Source organism: Litoribacterium kuwaitense (assembly GCF_011058155.1).
Taxonomy (GTDB): Bacteria; Bacillota; Bacilli; order Bacillales; family DSM-28697; genus Litoribacterium; species Litoribacterium kuwaitense.
On record NZ_JAALFC010000003.1, the window covers coordinates 159,271 to 173,988 of the forward strand.

Annotated in this window: 15 protein-coding genes and 1 pseudogene; all 16 read right to left on the reverse strand. The window is 43.4% G+C overall.

Annotated features, from left to right (window positions below):
* Positions 1-8 precede the first annotated feature (8 nt).
* Positions 9-497, reverse strand: a complete 489-nt coding sequence (locus G4V62_RS03730; RefSeq protein ID WP_246218232.1) for a chemotaxis protein CheD — start codon at positions 495-497, stop codon at positions 9-11.
* Positions 497-1,111, reverse strand: a complete 615-nt coding sequence (locus tag G4V62_RS03735) for a chemotaxis protein CheC (protein ID WP_165199407.1) — start codon at positions 1,109-1,111, stop codon at positions 497-499. Before G4V62_RS03735 ends, G4V62_RS03730 begins: the two co-directional genes overlap by 1 nt.
* A 2-nt stretch (positions 1,112-1,113) precedes the next feature.
* The gene (locus tag G4V62_RS03740) at positions 1,114-1,587 is read right to left on the reverse strand and encodes a chemotaxis protein CheW (protein ID WP_165199408.1); all 474 of its coding nucleotides are present in this window, start codon (positions 1,585-1,587) and stop codon (positions 1,114-1,116) included.
* A 17-nt stretch (positions 1,588-1,604) separates the two neighbouring features.
* Positions 1,605-3,655, reverse strand: a pseudogene (locus G4V62_RS03745) (chemotaxis protein CheA).
* A complete protein-coding gene (locus G4V62_RS03750; RefSeq protein ID WP_165199409.1) occupies positions 3,633-4,727 on the reverse strand; it encodes a protein-glutamate methylesterase/protein-glutamine glutaminase in 1,095 nt (364 codons plus the stop codon). The pseudogene G4V62_RS03745 and the gene G4V62_RS03750 overlap by 23 nt, the downstream one beginning before the upstream one ends.
* Positions 4,728-4,919: 192 nt before the next feature.
* On the reverse strand, positions 4,920-5,597 hold the full coding sequence (locus G4V62_RS03755; protein ID WP_165199410.1) for a P-loop NTPase: 678 nt from the start codon (positions 5,595-5,597) through the stop codon (positions 4,920-4,922).
* Positions 5,594-6,691, reverse strand: coding sequence for a flagellar biosynthesis protein FlhF (locus tag G4V62_RS03760; protein WP_165199411.1), 1,098 nt, complete (start codon positions 6,689-6,691; stop codon positions 5,594-5,596). Before G4V62_RS03760 ends, G4V62_RS03755 begins: the two co-directional genes overlap by 4 nt.
* Positions 6,688-8,730 carry a flagellar biosynthesis protein FlhA gene (gene flhA, locus G4V62_RS03765; protein ID WP_165199412.1) on the reverse strand — a complete coding sequence of 681 codons (2,043 nt, stop codon included), beginning with the start codon at positions 8,728-8,730 and terminating at the stop codon, positions 6,688-6,690. Before flhA ends, G4V62_RS03760 begins: the two co-directional genes overlap by 4 nt.
* Positions 8,727-9,848, reverse strand: coding sequence for a flagellar biosynthesis protein FlhB (gene flhB / locus G4V62_RS03770; protein ID WP_165199413.1), 1,122 nt, complete (start codon positions 9,846-9,848; stop codon positions 8,727-8,729). The genes flhA and flhB overlap by 4 nt, the downstream gene beginning before the upstream one ends.
* Positions 9,845-10,624, reverse strand: a complete 780-nt coding sequence (fliR, locus tag G4V62_RS03775; protein WP_165199414.1) for a flagellar biosynthetic protein FliR — start codon at positions 10,622-10,624, stop codon at positions 9,845-9,847. The genes flhB and fliR overlap by 4 nt, the downstream gene beginning before the upstream one ends.
* A 3-nt stretch (positions 10,625-10,627) precedes the next feature.
* Positions 10,628-10,897, reverse strand: a complete 270-nt coding sequence (gene fliQ, locus G4V62_RS03780) for a flagellar biosynthesis protein FliQ (RefSeq protein WP_165199415.1) — start codon at positions 10,895-10,897, stop codon at positions 10,628-10,630.
* Positions 10,898-10,919: 22 nt separating this feature from the next.
* Positions 10,920-11,579 carry a flagellar type III secretion system pore protein FliP gene (fliP, locus tag G4V62_RS03785; protein ID WP_165199416.1) on the reverse strand — a complete coding sequence of 220 codons (660 nt, stop codon included), beginning with the start codon at positions 11,577-11,579 and terminating at the stop codon, positions 10,920-10,922.
* The gene (locus tag G4V62_RS03790; protein WP_165199417.1) at positions 11,576-12,226 is read right to left on the reverse strand and encodes a flagellar biosynthetic protein FliO; all 651 of its coding nucleotides are present in this window, start codon (positions 12,224-12,226) and stop codon (positions 11,576-11,578) included. The genes fliP and G4V62_RS03790 overlap by 4 nt, the downstream gene beginning before the upstream one ends.
* The gene (locus G4V62_RS03795) at positions 12,198-12,560 is read right to left on the reverse strand and encodes a response regulator (protein ID WP_165199418.1); all 363 of its coding nucleotides are present in this window, start codon (positions 12,558-12,560) and stop codon (positions 12,198-12,200) included. The genes G4V62_RS03790 and G4V62_RS03795 overlap by 29 nt, the downstream gene beginning before the upstream one ends.
* Positions 12,561-12,578: 18 nt before the next feature.
* The gene (gene fliY / locus G4V62_RS03800) at positions 12,579-13,727 is read right to left on the reverse strand and encodes a flagellar motor switch phosphatase FliY (protein WP_246218233.1); all 1,149 of its coding nucleotides are present in this window, start codon (positions 13,725-13,727) and stop codon (positions 12,579-12,581) included.
* Positions 13,720-14,718: a flagellar motor switch protein FliM gene (gene fliM / locus G4V62_RS03805; RefSeq protein WP_165199419.1), complete on the reverse strand. Its 999-nt coding sequence runs from the start codon at positions 14,716-14,718 to the stop codon at positions 13,720-13,722. The genes fliY and fliM overlap by 8 nt, the downstream gene beginning before the upstream one ends.

Here is a 14,718-nt window from a genome sequence, read left to right on the forward strand (position 1 = left end):
AAGTGTGCTCATATGTCAAACGTCCCCTTTTGAAATAATTTGACCTTCAAAACACCCGTTCTGGGGGAAAAGGTTACCGTCCTCCCTTGATGACCACCTACATGCTCGCCAAGAAGTGCAATCCGATGTCTTGCGAGCTCATGCTTTGTCGCATCCACGTTCCGCGGACCAATGTTCATCTGGCCTTTTTGGCTAAGTTTAAACATTTGTGAGCCTCCAGCTATCTTTGCACGAATGTGAACCGCTCCACGTTCTTTTACAAGTTGATATAAATGAGGCACTGCCGTGTCTGCATATTTTCCAGGCATTGTTATCGTGCTTCCACGATCAATGGATGAGTTTGGAAGCATAATATGTGCCATCGCTGCCACCCGCTTGTCAAGACAATACAGGACAACAGCGACACATGAGCCTAATCCTGCAGCAGTTAACAATTGATCATCTTTGGCAAACACTGCATCAGCGATTCCTACCCTGCTTACGTCCGAAGTCACCATCATACTTTCCCCATTCCAAGTGCAGTCAATAGACGGCTGTAGCTTTCCAAATCAGGCATAAAGAGAAATTGTGATGTCGCATGATCTGCCTCGACAAACGTCGTATCAATGAGCAAAACTTCATTTCCGTATGGTGACGCTTCAGCCAATCCTTGAGAAAGAACAGCACCGACCATATCGAAGACGACGTTTGGGATCGAGGGCGCCATACGGAGACCTGTTAACTGATTAAGTGCTGTTAAATAAGCGCCGAGAACAATATTCCCAATCTCTCCGATCGCCGACACCGCTAAGTCCTCTTCCCAGTTGCTTACATTTGTTTCTCCTAAGAGCTCAGCAAGCAAATAACGTGCGGCTTCATGTTCAAAGAGTACAAACATCCACCCCTTCACATCATCCTCCACCCGAAATACGGATGCTAGAATCGGGTGATCTGCCCCACCTAAATGATCTAGCAAATGATCAAACGTAAATACACCAACGGAAGGGACATTCAGCTGAACTGGACGATTCACTAATTCTGATAAGGCTTTAGCAGCATGTCCAGCTCCAATACTACCAATTTCCTTAAATACATCCAGCTGAATGTCATTCAGCTTTGTTAATTCGCTCATTGCTACTGTTCCATTTGCATGAGCGTTGTCTTTTCGGTCTCATTCAAGACCTTGTCAAGATTAAGCAAAATCAACAAACGGTCTTCAAGCTTCGCAACGCCATGAAGATATTCAGCTTCAACCGCACCAACAACGGATGGGGCTGGCTCAATTGACTGCTGTTGGATATCAATGACATCGTTGGCTGCATCTACAATTAAACCAACTTCCATTTGCTCTACAGTGACAATGATCATTCTCGTTTTATCTGTATAGTCGACTTCATCTAAGCCAAATCGCTTTCTTAATGAAAGGATGGGCGTAATGACACCACGCATATTGAGAACGCCTTTTACAAAAGAAGGAGCATTAGGTACTCTCGTAATTGACTCCATACGCTCGATCGATTTAACCTGTTCGACTGGGACTCCGTAAGATTCTTCGCCTAGTTGAAAAACGATGACCTTCATTTCCTGGTTTTGCGCTTGTTCTGTCATAAGTGAGCCCTCCAATTTCATGATTTTATGAGTGAATTGCAATCAACAATTAACGAAACCTTACCATCACCTAAAATTGTGGCACCTGAAATGGCAAATATATTTTGTAAGTAGTCTCCTAACGATTTCAAAACCACTTCCTGCTGACCAATGAGCTCATCAACGACAAGCCCAGCCATCTTTTCTCCTTTTCTAACGACTAAGACAGACAAATGTTGGTCATTGATAGCCTCACTCTTCTCAACGTCAAATACTTTATCTAAATAGACAAGCGGGACAATTTTCCCACGAAAGTCAATGACCGATTGTTGGTGAGCTTGCATGATTTCCTCTTTTTTAATAATTGCTGTTTCTATAATAGAAGAAAGAGGGATCGCATACGTTTCCTCTTCAATTTTCGTTAACATGACCGAAATAATCGATAAAGTCAGCGGCAGCTGAATTGAGAACGTCGTTCCTTCGCCTAGTGACGATTGAATCGAAATCTGTCCTCCTAGAGACTCGATCGTATTTTTGACAACGTCGAGACCAACCCCGCGTCCAGAAACGTCTGATATTTCATCGGCTGTTGAAAAGCCCGGTGCCATCATTAACTCGTATACTTGCTGATTAGTTAGCTGCTCAGCTTGATCTTGAGTCACAATATTTCGCTCGACCGCGGTGTTACGTATTTTTTCCGCGTGTATTCCTCCACCATCATCAGAAATATCGATAAATACGTGGTTACCACTGTGATAAGCGAACAAACGGAGGTGGCCGGTCGCCTCTTTACCTGCTTGTTTGCGAACTTCCGGGGCCTCTATACCATGATCAAGTGCATTTCGGATTAAATGAACGAGCGGATCGCCAATCTCATCGATCACCGTACGGTCAAGCTCTGTATCAGCGCCGTGAATCTCAAGGCTGACTTCCTTTTGCAAATCTCGAGCTAACTGGCGCACCATGCGCGGAAATCGATTAAACACTTGATCAACCGGAACCATACGCATTGTTAAAATCATACTTTGTAGGTCTTGAGACGTTCGAATCATCCGTTCTACCGTTTCATTCAAATCCAAGTGACCTAACTCTTTTGCAATTTGTTCAAGTCGTCCTCGGTCGATGACTAACTCTTCAAATAAGTTCATTAGGTGATCTAATTTGTCAATGTTCACTCGGATTGTCTTCGACGAAGCTTGAGACTTTTTAGGTGGCTCACTCGAAGCTGATGACTTAGAATTCTGCACAGCTGGCGTAGACTCGGGTTTTGTTTGTGTTGGTACTTCTGCATTTTGCGCTTCAAGCTCTTGAGATTGAGCAGTTGACTTTTTCTCACCTTGCTTTTCTAATGGTGCGATGTCGACTCCCTCTATCTCAGATACTTTCATGACAGCCGCTTGTAGATCTTCAACCTGCTCTTTTGTAATTAAGACGAGTTGGAAGTGATCTTCAAAATCTTCTTTTTCTAAGTCTTCCACTGATGGCTTCGCAAAGACGATATCTCCTTTTTTTCCATTAATTCAAAGACCATAAAGGCTCTAGCAGCTTTCAGCAAGCAGTCCTGAGATATGTAAACTGTCATATGAACGACTTCGTAGCCTTGGTCAAGAGACTGATCAATGACAGTTTGCGTAAACGAATCTAGAGCGAGCTCATAAATCTCTCCATCTGCTGTGACAGCCTCTTGCGCTTCTAGCGTGCCCTCCTCCTCGCCTTGCTCTATGCGTGATAATCTCTCCACGATGTCAGTAACATCATGTTTCCCATCACCTCCGCTAGCGACATCATCAACCATGGCTTCCATACCGTCCACAGCTGAAAATACGGTATCGATCACTTGTTGAGTGACAGAAAGCTCGTGGTTTCTAATTAAATCTAAGACATTTTCCATATGATGGGTCAGCTTCGCCAAATCGTCAAAGCCCATCGTTGCTGACATGCCTTTAATTGTATGTGCTGCGCGAAAAATGATCTCAATTTGGCCGATATCATCTGGATGGTCTTCTAACTCAAGGAGGCTCGCATTGATCGCCTGAAGATGTTCCTTACTTTCATCGATAAACACATCAAGATATTGGTTCGTTTCCATTGGATCTCCCCCCAGCGGGTAAAAGTGTTTGGCAAAGTGTACGGGCGATATGTTCTAAATCTGTCTCGTCATCGTGTAATCCAGCTTGAATAATTGCTCCTGGCATTCCATGTATAACAGACGTTCGCTTAGACTGAGCAATGCAATAATGATCTCTTTGTTTCCTTAATGCTTTCACTCCATCTAAACCGTCCTTCCCCATCCCTGTGAGAATAACTGAAATGGTTTTAAGTCCAGGAATATTCGCCGCTGATTGATACAAAACATCAACAGATGGACAATGCTTGTGGACCGGTGTCTGGCTCAAGCTCAAGGCAAGAGCGTGGCCGACTTTTTCGATGAGAACGTGCTTCCCACCCGGAGCGATATAGACGGACCCCGCCTTCATCAATTCGCCGTGAGAAGCTTCCTTCACTTGAAGCTCAGATTGCATATTCAACCGTTTAGCTAATGAATCAGTAAAGCCAGGAGGCATATGCTGTACGATACAAATTGGGACAGGGAAATTTTTTGGCAGTTTAGGAATAATGGCGGATAGTGCTTTAGGACCGCCAGTCGATGTGCCAATTAAGACGACATCTGCTGTTTTCTTAAGTGCCGAATCTTTAGACGTACGCTTCTCATCCTGTACAGCGACGAAACGTTGTTCTCGTCGTGGACGAGGTAATGGATTTGCAAAGGGAGCGTTCAAAACTTTCTCAATGAGTTCATCCTTACAAAGTTCAAGGTCTAGCGAAATGGACCCAGATGGCTTTTGCACAACTTCCATCGCTCCACGCTGCATCGCATCAAGAGTTAATTCAGCACCCTTTTTCGTTACACTTGAAAGCATGATAATGGCACAAGGCGATTTTTCCATGACTTCACTGACGGCATCTAAGCCATTCTTCACTGGCATTTCAACGTCCATCGTAATGACATCAGGCTGAAGCTGCATCGCTTTTTCGACTGCTTCTTGCCCATTTCTCGCTGTGTCTATGACAGTGATTCGAGGGTGCTCATCCAAAAAGGAACGAATGAGCTTTCTCATAAACGCTGAATCATCGACGACCAATACGCGAATGATCTCCATCTCGGAACCCCCTCCATTTCCATGTCAACCTTTCTATAAATGACATGGATTTTACTGTTATGCTATCCTGTCCTGTCCAAAAGGCCGCTATCTCTTGAACTGCTAAACTTGCCTTGGATGATGGATAAGCGTCAATAAATGGTCTTTGTGCTTTAACTGCTTGACTCACAGCAGTATCTTCAGGAACAGCTCCTAAATAATGAATGTTTGTATGCAGGAAACGTTTTGCAACTTCTGAAATTCGTTTGGCTGCCTGTAGCCCTTCTTTTTTGTGGCAGCCTTATTCACTACCAATTTAAGAGGAATCAATGGATCTTGGTAGTGCACCCATTTTAGAGCGCCATATAAATCCGTTAATGCCGGCGGCTCAGGAATTGTAACGCCAATCAGTTCGTCTACCGAAGTGACGATCGGTACAAAGCGGTCTGAAACACCTGCCCCTAAATCGAACAGCACATAATGATAAGAAGAAAACAGCCGCTCCATTGCTTGTAATGCTTCATTCATTTGCTCTTTTTTCTGGTCGACGTTGAGAAGTGCATTTCCCCCGGCAATAAAGTCTACAGAGAATGGCGTCTGTTGCACGCAATAACGTGGGTCTTGACCATTTAATACATCCGCCATTGTTGCTTTTGCATATACGCCTATGACCGCCTCGACATTCCCCATGCCGATATCCATGTCTACGACGAGCACCCTCTGTCCACTTATCGCTAATGCGAGCGCTAAATTGACCGAGAGGCTTGTTTTTCCCACGCCACCTTTTCCGCTAATGACACAGACGCTTCGATAATGATTTTCAGCTGACACTTCTTCTCTGTCGTCAACAACAAGCTGCCTTAAACGATCAGCCTGATCCTTTACACTCATTCTCTTTTCACCGCTAGGAGTGAGGCTAACTGTTCCACATTCGCAGACAAGATGTCCTCGGGTACATCTTGACCATGGGTGACGTACGCGGCCCCTAGTTGGTGATCGATCATCATATTAAACATAGACCCATAGCACGATGTCTCATCTTTTTTTGTAAATATAAACTTATGAATTGGGATGTTGTGGAAATTACCATAAATCTTTTTCATATCTTCATATTTTGATGTTAGCGACAACACTAAATAGGTGACAGCATCTTCAGCATCGACGAGATACGACTGCAATTCATCTGCATGCACGCCATCGCGATAGTTTCGTCCCGCTGTATCGATAAAGATGACGTCCTTATCGTGAAATCGTTCAACTGCTTTAGATACGTCCTTCGCTTCATAAACGACTTCCACGGGAGCATTTAAAATGTCGGCATATGTTTTTAATTGATCAATGGCGGCAATTCTGTACGTATCGAAAGTAATAAATCCAACCGACTGTTTTTTTTGTAATACACAATGTGCCGCCAGCTTCGCCAATGTCGTCGTTTTCCCAACGCCTGTTGGCCCAATTAATTGAACAATGCGGTGGTGAACTTGTACAGGTCCATGTGAAAGAGTGGAGAGCTGTGCTCGTATCTGGTCATTGATCCACGTCTTTACGTGATCGGCTTGGGCATGTTCTTCTGTATACCAGCGTTTTAAACTAGCTTCAATGAGTGAAGCAACATGGGTTTCGCTAAAACCTGTATGTCGCAAAGCATGCTCAACGGAAGCGACCCATGCCGGAAAACGATGGTTCCAGTCTTGACTAGATTGCTGGCTCACGAATTCAGGTCTTTTTTGTACTTGTACTTGAGGCACACTCTTTTTTCTATCCAGCTGAGAGATGCTTTTTTTTACTGCATTGTTTTTCTTACTTGCTGCTGGATAGGGATCAACGGTTGCTACGACTTCAACCTTCGTTTTTTTAAACAAACCCATCCATCCACCTGCGCTGATTTTTTTTGAATGTAAAATCACCGCATCCTTTCCGAGCTCGTGACGCACTTTCATCATTGCTTCCGGCATGTTGTCAGCGACGATTTTTTTTGTTTTCACGATACACTCACCATCCCGATGCTTTGAATTTCAACGGTCGGCTCCATCTCGTTGTAAGAAAGGACATGAACCGTAGGCAAATACTTCTCAATCGCTTCTTTAACATACATGCGAACTGCAGGCGAACAAAGCAGGACGGGTGTCATATTTTGTTGTGCCATCCTTGATGCTTCTTTAGATACCGATTCAATGAGTGCTTGAGATTGTTCCGGATTTAAGTTTAAGTAACTTCCATGTTCTGTATGTTTTATCGCTTCAACGATCGTTTTCTCTGCCGCAGCAGAAAGTGTCATGACTGGCAGTTGATTCTGTTCTCCAGCATATTGCGTCGTAATTTGTTTAGATAAATGCTGGCGGCAGTACTCGGCAAGTAGCTCGGTATCTTTTGTATGAGCAGCATAATCCGCCAGTGCCTCAAAAATTGCCGGAAGGTTTTTAATGGAAATATGCTCTTTCAAAAGCTTCGCCAATACCTTTTGTACAGCCCCTGTAGACAATGGATCTGGTGTCACATCGTCGACAAGAATGGTGTGCGATTCCTTTAAATGGTCGATTAACTTTTGCGTCTCTTCGCGACCTAATAATTCATGGGCATGTCGTTTAATTTCTTCAGTGATATGTGTCGATACGACTGATGGTGGGTCGACAACAGTGTATCCCGCCATTTCAGCCACTTCTTTCATGCTGTCAGAAATCCATTTGGCCGGCATTTGAAACGCAGGCTCGACCGTATCAATGCCTTCCACTCGCTCGTCCTCATAGCCGGGGCTCATCGCCAAGTAATGGTCAAGCAAAAGCTCCCCTTTGGCGACCTCCGTCCCCTTGATCTTTAAACGATATTCGTTGGGCTGAAGCTGTATATTATCGCGAATTCGAACGACAGGGACGATCATACCGAGCTCTAAAGCAAGCTGACGGCGAATCATCACAACACGATCCAGCAAGTCCCCTCCCTGCTCTGTGTCTGCTAAAGGAATGAGCCCGTAACCAAATTCGAATTCAATTGGATCGATATGCAAAAGGCTCATGACACTTTCAGGGCTCGTTCGGTCTTCATCCTCCGGAACATCCTCTGCACCTGCACTTGCTTCTGTTTCGGCAAGGCGGTTCTTCTGACGACTAATGATCCAGCCACCGCCGATTAACAAACCAGCAATCGGAATCGTCACTTGAAAAGGAATTGGTGCCAAAATGCTTAATAAAAGAATGGTTCCTCCAGCGACATAGAGCATGGAAGGAAATCTAAGCAACTGGTTAGAAATGTCATAGCCCAGATTACCTTCTGACGCTGCACGTGTGACAACAATCCCTGTCGCTGTCGACACGAGTAAGGCAGGAATTTGACTGACTAAGCCATCCCCGACGGTCAATAGCGTAAACATTTGCGCCGATTCACCAAAAGAGAGTTTCATTTGCACCATACCGATGACCATACCCATAATTAAATTAATTAGGACGATGATGACCCCTGCGATCGCATCTCCTTTGACAAACTTACTTGCTCCGTCCATCGATCCATAAAAATCGGCTTCTTTTTCTATTTTTTCACGACGTTCTTTCGCCTGTGAGTCTGTGATCATCCCCGCATTTAAATCTGCATCAATGCTCATTTGTTTTCCTGGCATCGCATCTAATGTAAAGCGTGCACCTACTTCAGAAACACGTTCTGCACCTTTTGTAATGACTACAAACTGAATGATGACTAAGATGAGGAAAACAACAAGCCCGACTAGCGCATTACCACCAACAACAAAGTCACCGAATGTATCGATGACATTTCCAGCATTCGCGTCAGAAAGAATTGCCCGGGTCGTCGACACATTTAATCCGAGGCGAAAAAGTGTCAATAAAAGAAGAAGCGCCGGAAAAATAGAGAATTCCAAAGGCTCTTTCATATTCATCGAGACGAGAATGACGACAAGAGACAGTCCGATATTCGCAATAATGAGCAAGTCTAGTAAAACAGGAGGTAACGGGATGACGAGCATCAGGATGATTAAAATAACAAATGTAAGCACGGAAAAATCTCTTGCGATCATCTACGTCCCTCCTTCGACCGGGTTGACTTCATTTTTTCTTTCAACTGATATACGTATGCAAGAATTTCTGCAACTGCCTGAAACATGCTTGCAGGCACTTGATCTCGAATATCCAACTGTGCGTATAATGCACGCGCAACTGGTTTATTCTCAACAATGGCAACGTTATGTTTGCGAGCGCTGTCTTTGATCTTTTGTGCCATGTAATCCTGTCCCTTAGCGACAACGAACGGCGCTTCAGAAATTTCTTCGTCATACTTTAAGGCTACTGCATAATGCGTCGGGTTCGTGATGACGACGTCAGCATTCGGTACTTCCTGCATCATGCGCTGCATAGCCAATTGCTTTTGTTTCTCTTTTCGTTTGGAACGGATCAGTGGATCGCCTTCCATTTTTTTATATTCATCTTTTACGTCCTGCTTAGACATTTTAATGTTTTTTTCGTGATCGTAACGTTGATACATATAGTCAAGTGCAGCTAAAAAGATTAATAGAAGTGACGCAGCTAACCCCATGACGACTGTCGTCCAAGCGAAAAAATGCAAGGAAGCTTCGAGTGGCTTTAACGTTAGCCTTACCAGTTCTTCCATGTTGAGCCAAATGACTAAAAATGTACAAAAACCAACGAGGCTGATTTTAAGCATAGATTTTACAAATTCTACAAGTGCCCGCAATGAATAAATTCGCTTAAACCCTTGCAGTGGATTTAGACGATCGAGCTTCATTTTTACAACCTCGCCTGAAAACATAGGGCCCACTTGAATGATGTTTCCTAGAAAGGCACCTACCCCAGCAATGGCCATAATCGGAAGTAAAAGCCACGCAACTTCAGTCAGGACAACGATAAACATCTCCATTACGTTATGTATATTAAGCGTCAAGAAAATGTCTTCTGTAAAAGCGGTGATAAAAAACGCTAGCACTTTGTCTTTCATCGAGCCGCCAGCAATGGCAAAGAAAAGAAAAACAAAGAGAAGAATAATGGCCGTATTGACGTCAGCGCTTTTTGCGACTTGCCCTTTTTTTCTCGTATCTTGCCGCTTCTTCGGGGTCGCTTTTTCTGTTTTTTCTTGAGCAAAATATTGTAAGTCTAACACCATTGGGGACAAGCGCTTCATTCCATTCCCTCCAAAGCCTGCATTACATTGCGCATCGTCGTCAGGAGAAGATCGAACAGTTCATCTGCAAGCATAAAGAATGCCGGCATGACGATAAAAAGCATGATAAAGCTGACCAATATCTTTAATGGCAGACCGACAACAAATACGTTCATTTGCGGAACGGTTCGAGCCATAATGCCTAGAGCGACATCGACAAGAAATAAGCAGCCAACAACAGGAATGGCCATTTGCAAAGCAATCATAAACATCCGTGCAAATGCCAATACAATAAGATGAATCGCTTGACCATCGTCAATGGCAAGACCCTCAAGCCCAAGTGGTAACAATTGATAGCTATAATAGATTCCATCCAAAAGCATATGATGTGCATCCACACTTAACAGAAACAATAGTGAAAAAGTATACAAATATTGTCCGACAAGCGGGCTTTGCGCTCCTGTTTGCGGATCAATGACATTCGCTACAGCAAAGCCCATTTGAAAGTCAATAAAACCTCCGGCAATCTGAAAAGCGCTCAACAATATATACGCTATTAGCCCTAAAGCAAGGCCAATCATGATTTCCTGCAACAAAAACGTGATATAAGAAGCATCGACTTGAATGTTTGGCGAACCAGACGTATATACCATCATCCAGCTGATGATGAGCGACAACCCGACCCGATAAATGACAGGAACATTGCGATACGAAAATAACGGTAGGACGGTAAAAAAGGATGCTACTCTTGCTAAGATGAGTAGAAACGATGGCCATAGCAATAAAAATTCCGCCATGCGTTATCCTGTAAACCGATCTAGATTGTTAAATAGCTCATACGCGTAATCGACCATTTCCGTAAGCATCCAAGGACCGAACACGACGAGGCCGACAAGCACCGCAATAATCTTTGGAATAAAGGCCAACGTTTGTTCCTGTATTTGGGTCGTCGCCTGAAAGATACTAACGATTAACCCCGTGATTAATGCTATAAGCAAGAGCGGTCCTGCTACGAGTAAAGTGATGTAAACACCTTCCCTAGCAAAAGCGATGACAGTTTCCGCATTCATACATACGTTCCTTTCTTACAGTCTAGTAGCTGGTGAGCAACGATTTAACAATCAAATACCAGCCATCGACGAGTACGAACAAAAGAATTTTAAACGGTAAGGAAATCATAACTGGTGGCAGCATCATCATTCCCATCGACATCAATACAGAAGCGACCACCATATCAATCACTAAAAATGGGATAAAGATCATGAAGCCGATTTGAAATGCTGTCTTCAGCTCTGAAATCGCAAACGCCGGTACAAGAGACGTCAAAGGGATCGCTTCAATACTTTCTGGCCTTTCTGCTCCCGAATAGCCGAGAAATAAAGCTAAATCCTTTTGTCTTGTGTGCTCGGCCATAAATTCTTTAAGCGGTAAAGTCGCTTCATCAAACGCTTCCTCCGCCGTTAATTCACCAGCGAGCATCGGTTGCAAAGCTTGATCGTTAATTTCTGAAAACGTCGGTGCCATGACAAAAAAAGTTAGGAATAAAGCTAAACCAATTAATACTTGCGTAGGTGGCATTTGCTGCGTTGCCAGTGATGTTCTGACGAACCCAAGTACGATGACAATACGCGTAAAACATGTCATTAAAATAAGGATTGCAGGCAAAAAAGATAAAACAGTGAGTAATAACAACAACTGAAGTGACGTCGAGATTCCAGGTAACCCCTGCGCGGCTTCAACAATTTCATTCATGATGAATCCCCACTATTGTTCCGCCATCCTGCGGAAATGTTTTTTCTCTGTTGTTTAATTTCATCTAGCTTTGAGGCCAACGCTTTGGAAAAAGGAATTTCTTTCACATTCTGGTTAACATCATGCTGCTGTAATACCATTTCGATTTCCTCGGGATCGGTAATTTCTTTAATAAGCTCCACTTGTTGACCGACACCAAGAACAAACAAAGAATGACCAACTTGGACGAGCTGAATCGATCGCTGTTGCCCAAGCGGAAGCCCGGCAATGGAGGCCAGGGCTCCTTTAGACTGTCCATTTTGTTGTTTTCGTTTGATCAAACGGAGAATAATGTATAGTAACGCTAACACACCAGCTAATGAAAGCAGTGCTCTAATTGCATCCGAAGCAAGACTGCTACCATCTTCCTTATTTACCTCGTGCTCAGGAACCTCAGAAGCCGGTGTCTCTGTCATCGCACCTGCATCGTTTTCAACATCCTGTTTTGCTGGTGTTTCATTGACCCAATCTTTTACATTTCCTTGACTAGTGGCATTGATTACACCTGGCATTGAGCCGATGAGCAAAAGAGTGATTCCAAAACCAACCCAAAACGATTTTAATACGTGCACGTTCGTTCTATTCAAGTGTCTTTTTAATAGCCTCAATGACTCGCTCCGCCTGGAATGGTTTCACGATAAAATCTTTTGCTCCAGCCTGAATCGCTTCAATAACCATTGCCTGTTGCCCCATTGCTGAACACATAATCACTTTTGCATCGGAATCATAGCTGCGGATCTCTTTTAATGCTGTCACACCATCCTTTTCAGGCATCGTGATATCCATAGTGACTAAGTCTGGTTGTAGCTCTTTATACTTTTCAACAGCTTGATTACCGTCTACTGCTTCACCAACAACTTCAAAATCATTTTTTGTCAAAATATCTTTAATCATCATTCGCATAAATGCTGCATCATCAACAATTAGAATTTTATGAGCCAAATTGGAACACTCCTTTTATTACTGCAATTTTTGTAATCGGTCGTTTTGACTAATAATGTCGGTGACACGCACGCCAAAATTTTCATCAATGACGACTACTTCACCTTGCGCTACTTTTTTCTTATTGACCAAAATATCTACAGGCTCTCCTGCAAGCTTGTCTAATTCGATCACTGATCCCGCGGACAGATTAAGAATATCCTGTACCTTGCGTTTCGTGCGACCAAGCTCTACAGTGACTTGAAGTGGAATGTCAAGGAGCATATTTATATTCGTTTTATTCAGCTCACCTGCAAACGATTTTGATTCATCAAAACTAGAAAACACAGCAGGCTGAACTTCTCTTTCATTCGTTACTTGGCTTTTTTTAGATTGCGTCGCTTGCACATTTTGTGCTGTCGTGGATGTCATAGCTTCTCGGCCTTTTTCATGTTTTTCCGCTGCTTCGGTGTCTTCGCCTTGAACGTCTTGTTGTGTTGATTCCTCAACTTCTTTTTCTGAACTTGACAAAAGCTCATTGACTAATTCTTTACTAAATTCAATAGGCAAGAGCTGCATTAATTCAGAATCAATAAGCTGACCAACTTTTAAACGAAATGAGACTTGGGCAATGGCTGGCTCTTTAGGCAGTGAGCTCAAATCTTGATTTTTTGAATCCCACACGTCAACCGTTGGTGGAGATATATCGACACGCTTATTAAATACAGTAGACATTGATGTCGCTGCTGATCCCATCATCTGATTCATCGCTTCTTGAACGGCACTTTTCTCTAATTCGCCCAACTCCTCAGCCGGATCAGTGCCATCTCCGCCAAGCATTAAGTTGGCGATGATCATCGCGTCTCTCGTTTCCATGACAAATACGTTTGAACCGGCAAATCCCTCTGTGTAACTCACACTAATTGCAACATAAGGCCTTGGAAACGCATCTTGAAGCTTGTCCCTTTCGATTAAGCGTACATCCGGTGTCGTAATTTCCACTTTCTGTCGTAACAGCTCAGACAAAGCCGTTGCCGAGCTGCCAAATGAAATATTTGCGATTTCACCGAGCGCATCAGATTCCACTTCTGTAAGCATATCTTCAGGGGACATGTCTTCATCTTCAGATGCTGATCCTTTAAGTAATGCGTCAATCTCATCTTGTGAAAGCATGCTTTTTTCACTCATCTTCGTCATCTCCCCCCTTGACGTGATCTATAATTTGAACCGCTAATTTATTTTTTTTCGTTCCAGGCTGACCTAAGAACTTTGGTATATGCCCTACTTGAACGAGAAGAGGCTCAAGAATGGACTGATCCAACTCGATGACGTCATTGACTTGCAAATTTAGAAACTCTTCAACGGTGATCGATGACCTGCCTAGCTCGGCAGTTAACGGTAGCATTGCTTTTTCCAAGCGCTTTTTCAAGAGCTGACCAGCCTCTTTAGGTTGGTGCCTCTTCTCCGTTTGCATCCAGTAGTGAACCGATAGCTTTGAAATAATCGGGTCAAGCAAAATATGAGGAATACAAATATTGATCATGCCGCTCGTTTCACCGACTTTTGTATTTAAGGTGATCACAATTACCGTTTCGTTCGGCGAGACCATTTGCAAAAATTGAGGATTTGTTTCAAATTCTGCAAGCTCCGGTTCAATATGAACAATTGACGACCACGCTTCTCTAATTTGATCTGTCGTTTTTTCAAACAGTTGCGAAAGAATACGCATCTCGATTTCTGTAAAATCTCCCTGTTGCTTGTGAGACCGCCCTTGCCCACCTAAAAGTAGATCCATCATTGCGAAACCGACGTTTGGGTTGATTTCAACGAGCATGCGACCTTCTAAAGGCGCCATTTCAAAGACGTTTAAAATACTGACATTCGAGATGGAACGAATAAATTCCTCATAAGGAATTTGGTCTACTGATGCAACAGTGATATCGATATATGTACGCAATTGCGCTGAATAATAAGTCGTCAATAGTCTCGCCATATTTTCGTGTATACGCGAAATTGAACGGATTTGATCCTTTGAAAATCGCAACGCTCTCTTAAAATCATAGACACGTACTTTCTTTGACGATTCTTGCTCGATTAATTGATTAGCATCCATTTCCCCTGTAGAAAGCGCAGATAGTAATGCGTCAATCTCTCCCTGGGATAAGATTTCCTCGGCCAT

What these genes read in the sequence shown, in the direction of transcription:
- G4V62_RS03730 (WP_246218232.1), bottom strand. Translation starts at nt 497, where the DNA reads ATGGTGACTTCGGACGTAAGCAGGGTAGGAATCGCTGATGCAGTGTTT.
- G4V62_RS03735 (WP_165199407.1), bottom strand. Translation starts at nt 1,111, where the DNA reads ATGAGCGAATTAACAAAGCTGAATGACATTCAGCTGGATGTATTTAAG.
- G4V62_RS03740 (WP_165199408.1), bottom strand. Translation starts at nt 1,587, where the DNA reads ATGACAGAACAAGCGCAAAACCAGGAAATGAAGGTCATCGTTTTTCAA.
- G4V62_RS03750 (WP_165199409.1), bottom strand. Translation starts at nt 4,727, where the DNA reads ATGGAGATCATTCGCGTATTGGTCGTCGATGATTCAGCGTTTATGAGA.
- G4V62_RS03755 (WP_165199410.1), bottom strand. Translation starts at nt 5,597, where the DNA reads ATGAGTGTAAAGGATCAGGCTGATCGTTTAAGGCAGCTTGTTGTTGAC.
- flhA (WP_165199412.1), bottom strand. Translation starts at nt 8,730, where the DNA reads ATGATCGCAAGAGATTTTTCCGTGCTTACATTTGTTATTTTAATCATC.
- flhB (WP_165199413.1), bottom strand. Translation starts at nt 9,848, where the DNA reads ATGAAGCGCTTGTCCCCAATGGTGTTAGACTTACAATATTTTGCTCAA.
- fliR (WP_165199414.1), bottom strand. Translation starts at nt 10,624, where the DNA reads ATGGCGGAATTTTTATTGCTATGGCCATCGTTTCTACTCATCTTAGCA.
- fliQ (WP_165199415.1), bottom strand. Translation starts at nt 10,897, where the DNA reads ATGAATGCGGAAACTGTCATCGCTTTTGCTAGGGAAGGTGTTTACATC.
- fliP (WP_165199416.1), bottom strand. Translation starts at nt 11,579, where the DNA reads ATGAATGAAATTGTTGAAGCCGCGCAGGGGTTACCTGGAATCTCGACG.
- fliY (WP_246218233.1), bottom strand. Translation starts at nt 13,727, where the DNA reads ATGAGTGAAAAAAGCATGCTTTCACAAGATGAGATTGACGCATTACTT.
- fliM (WP_165199419.1), bottom strand. Translation starts at nt 14,718, where the DNA reads ATGGCCGAGGAAATCTTATCCCAGGGAGAGATTGACGCATTACTATCT.